At 45.8% G+C, this 4,534-nt stretch carries 2 protein-coding genes and 2 pseudogenes; all 4 read left to right on the forward strand.

All coding sequences use genetic code 11. The features are described from left to right. A partial coding sequence (locus tag ACFIJ0_RS05260; RefSeq protein ID WP_375661418.1) for a phage tail protein occupies positions 1-811 on the forward strand: 811 nt, incomplete at its 5' end. Position 812: 1 nt separating this feature from the next. Next, positions 813-2,021, forward strand: a pseudogene (locus tag ACFIJ0_RS05265) (DUF4815 domain-containing protein); the annotation flags it as partial. A 116-nt stretch (positions 2,022-2,137) separates the two neighbouring features. Beyond that, positions 2,138-4,267: pseudogene (locus tag ACFIJ0_RS05270) on the forward strand (DUF4815 domain-containing protein); the annotation flags it as partial. A gap of 13 nt (positions 4,268-4,280) precedes the next feature. Continuing rightward, positions 4,281-4,534 (forward strand): Bgr_08870 family protein (locus ACFIJ0_RS05275; protein WP_375644137.1); only part of this gene is annotated, 254 nt, incomplete at its 3' end.

Here is a 4,534-nt window from a genome sequence, read left to right on the forward strand (position 1 = left end):
GACAGAGCGAGCATGGTGGAATTCCTTTCAACTTGATTTTGATCACTTGCCTGAACAAAACTCTCTTGAAGCCATTGAAGCAATCACTGACCTTTCCAAAAGTTTGCGCTCTGATTTTCGTCGTGGTGTTTATGGCTATGACGTTGAGGCATTGCAAGGCAATATGTCACGGTTTGATGACAGCATGTTGGAGTATGAAAGCGGTGTTCGCTTAACAGCTGGGGGCACTTTGTTTTCCTTTGGACGCACAACAGAAATAGAGCGCATTCTCGAAGAAGAAGAAGGCAAGCTTATTGGCAATTGGATAGATGATGGGGATAAAGAATTAAGCTGGAACCAAATTGATTACCCATGGGAATTGGCAAATTTTCCGTGGTGTTCGGTCAAAAAACATGAACGCGATATCCTCATGGCAGAATGGTTTCATGGTCGCACGCTTTATCTCGTGTTAAGAGACAGCCAAGATGGCGTGATTGGCACTCGCAGATGCTATGCTGTAGCGCCTGTCGAACAAACTTTGGAGGGTGTATACAGCCATTGTGGTAACAGATTTAACCCTTCCACAACAGGCACTCTGTTGTTTCTTGCTGCCCGTACAGACTTTCACGATATTGATGGGAAACAAGCAGCATTTGTTTCCATTCTCGTTCACGGCATTCCCAAACAAGATATCCCCTTTGATATCCCCCTGGGCAAGCTTTGGTTGGAGCCTGATGAACTGAATGGCGGTGTCGAGATACTCAAAACGCCTGTCAATATTCCTTTGCGTGCCGATGTTCGCGAACAATTCAAGATTTTATTGAGGTTTTAACATGAAGCATGAAAGTGGTTTACCCTTTGCAATTGACAGATCTCTGGGCAAAGAGGAACAACAAAGCGTTGTCTTTTATGGACAACGCCCCTTTATTCAAAGTGGTGAACTCAATGAGGTTCAAACCATTATAAGGGGGCGCCATGACCGTTTGGGGCGCCTTGTGGCACAAGAAGGAGACCGCGTTGAACGGGCTGATGCTTTTGTCAACAAAGAGACAAAGACCGTCACTTTAACGGATGGCAAAATCTATATCGCAGGCGATATTTTCCCTGTTGCACCCGCTATACTCAACAATGTTTCCATGATTGGACGCTTGGAAATTGGTGTGAAGCTGCAAAAAAAGTGGATAACACACGAGGATGATCCAGAGCTATTGGGGCAAGTCCCTGGCACCTTGGCAGAAGGAGAACCCGGTGCCGCACGCGAAACAGCAAAGCTTGTTTGGGCTCTCAAAGAGGATGGGCAGCAAGGCACGTTTTTTCCTGTCTACATTTTGCAAGATGGTATTCTAATTGATCAAAAATCGCCCTCATTGCTTGAACCCGCCATGCAAGCCATTGCGACGTACGACCGAGCCCATGGGCATTATATCGTGGGTGGCTGCCGTGTAAGCGCATTGGGAGCCAATAACGGCTGCCAAGTCTTTAGTATTCAAGAAGGGGAAGCCAATATTAATGGCTTTAAACGCAAGCGCCTTGCCGCTTTGCGCCATGAAGAACCAGAGGATTTTTCGACAAGCGTTGTTCCCAGCGAAACGCATATTTTTGCGCCTCAAAAAGGGAAAACAAGTTTTACCTTTAACCCCTATTATTTTCCTATTGCCGATATTCAATCTCTTTTGTTGACAAAAGAAAAAACCGTTAACGTCACCCGCGGTGCAGTTGCCGCTGGGCGTGATGGTGTTCCTGATAAAANGGTGCAAGATTTTTCGACAAGCGTTGTTCCCAGCGAAACGCATATTTTTACGCTTCAAAAAGGGAAAACAAGTTTTACCTTTAACCCCTATTATTTTCCTATTGCCGATATTCAGTCTCTTTTGTTGACAAAAGAAAAAACCGTTAACGTCACCCGCGGTGCAGTTGCCGCTGGGCGTGATGGTGTTCCTGATAAAAGCATCACCGCGTTTATTAAAGTCATTCAAGGAAGCAAGGAATTTAAAGAAGGCACAGATTTTAAAAAAACCGGAGACACCATTGATTGGGCACCGGTGGGAGATGAACCTTTACCGGGAAGCAACTATAAGGTGACTTATCGCTATCGTGCAAAAATCACGGCTGATAAAGTAACAGCGCAGGAAATCACTGTCTCAGGGGGGGCGNCATGGGAGACGAACCTTTAGCAGGGAGCAGCTATAAGGTGACTTATCGCTATCGTGCAAAAATCACGGCTGATAAAGTAACAGCGCAGGAAATCACTGTCTCAGGGGGGGCGGAGGGTGGTGATATTATCGTCAGTTACACTTACAAATTGCCGCGTATTGACCGTATAGGTCTCAACACACAAGGCAACGTCGTCTATATCAAAGGCATCTCAGCAGATCACCCCATGGCACCCAGTGTCCCTGATGATGTGTTGTCCCTTGCCACCATCACCAACAATTGGCTGGATATTCCGCGTGTGGTCAATGATGGCACACGTGTTGCCCCCTATGATGAGATGTGGCGCTATTTTCAACGGGTGCTTTCGCTTGACCGTCTCATGCAATTAGAGCGCATTAAAAGCAATGTGGATTCTAAAGAACCTGTTGCCAAAAAAGGCATGTTCGCTGACCCTTTTCTTGATGATAGTTACAGAGATGAAGGCTTTCAACAAACGGGGGCTGTAGGCAACGGCATTTTGCAGCTTGCCATTGATCCAACATTCTATACTGCTCCTTTAAAAGCGCCTGTCACGCTTGACTGGACAAATGAAGTGATCATTGCGCAAGAGTTGACAACGGCTTGCGAAAAAATCAATCCTTATCAAAATTTTGCACCCCTGCCTGGTACAGTAACCCTCACACCCGCGACAGACTTCTGGCATGAACAGCGTACCGATTGGCTCTCGGGTATCACCAATCAGATCATCATGGGCAGGAATCGTGGGAGAACTATCCGTAACACAGAAGTGCGTGATGACTTGGTGAGTGCAATCCAAGAACAAATCGATTTTTTGAGACAAATTACCCTTTCCTTTAAAATTGAAGGCTTTGGGAAAGGCGAAATCTTGGAAAGTCTCACCTTTGATGGTGTGAATGTTTTACCAAAAACAAAGCTTGTTGCAGATAGCAAAGGCACCCTTGAAGGCACTTTCACGATTCCACAAAATATTACGGCTGGCACAAAAAATGTTATCGCACGGGGGAAAGGTGGCACCATTGCAACGGGGCTTTTTACCGGTCAAGGTGTGATTGATGTGAAAGTGATGCGGCGCACCACAACGGTGAAGATATGGACGCAAGTGGATCCACAAGCACAAGTCTTTACTCCTGATGAAACACGACAAATCACAGGAATTGACTTTCATCTTTGTAAAATTGGCAATCAGGACCATGATCTGGTGATTGATTTGGTCGCCACAGAAAATGGTTATCCAACCGCCGATATTCAAGCACAAAGCTTTTATTCTATGAAGGGCGCAAAGCTAGGTTGGGCAGAGGCACGCTATGATGTGCCACTCCTTGTGATGGATGACCGCTTAACGGCTTTCGTTATTAAAACTGATGATGCTGATCATTCCGTCTCCTTAGCAAAGCTTGGGGATTTTGATGCAGAACACCAGAGATACGTCTCAAGCCACCCTTACGTGACCGGTCCACGCTTTTCTTCTGTCAATGCGCAGACATGGACCGCCCATCAAGATGAGGCTTTAGCCTTTCGAGTGCTGGCAGCACGCTACACAAAAACAGAAAAAACCATTGATCTTGGCACTTTTGACCTTGTGGACTGCTCTGATTTGCAAGTGCGCGCAGCCATTGAATTGCCTTCAAGTGAGTGTTCTGTCATCTTTGAAATTGAAAGAAACAATGGCACGGTTTATCAACTGCTTCCTTTTCAATTACTCAGTCTTACCGAATATATCAGTGAAAAGGTAAAGCTTCGCGCCATTCTCAAAGGCACCGAAAAGCTCTCACCTGTTTTGTTTGCTCCTGTTCAATTGATTGCAGGAAAGATCCATAAGGAAGCCACTTATGTCACCCGTGCTTTTGCCTTTGGGGAAAAGGCAAGGTTAACGAGCTATATCAAAACATTTTTACCAGGCGGTGCAACCTTTACACTCGAGATGCAACTGGATGATGGTGCTTTCACCCCTCTCACATTAGAGGAAACAGAACAACTCGCTGAACCACTTTGGACAGAGCGAAAATTTATCAGTGGTGATAAAGGCGCCAAACAAGCGCGCTTGAAACTCACGCTTACCGGCGGACCGGCGGCACGGTCTATGGTGAGTGATTTTGGTGCCGGTATATTATGAGGGGAAAACAGAGATGACCAAAACCAAAAAACTCGACATGGAATTGCCTAAAGAAGGACGCTTTATCAGTTCTGAATTCCCAATCTTGCGCGAAAACTTGACCAAAATTGATCAAGCCATTGCGGGTGTTGAGGAAAAAGTAGACGAAAAAGCGCCTTTACAACACACCCATAGCATAAGTGATGTCACAGATCTTGAAGCAGCCTTGAAGAGCAAAATGGCAGCCGATAAAACCTTCTCATTTGCTGATTTAAGCGATATCGAGGG

The organism is Bartonella sp. OC68QHHN (assembly GCF_042193875.1).
GTDB classification, from domain to species: domain Bacteria; phylum Pseudomonadota; class Alphaproteobacteria; order Rhizobiales; family Rhizobiaceae; genus Bartonella; species Bartonella grahamii_A.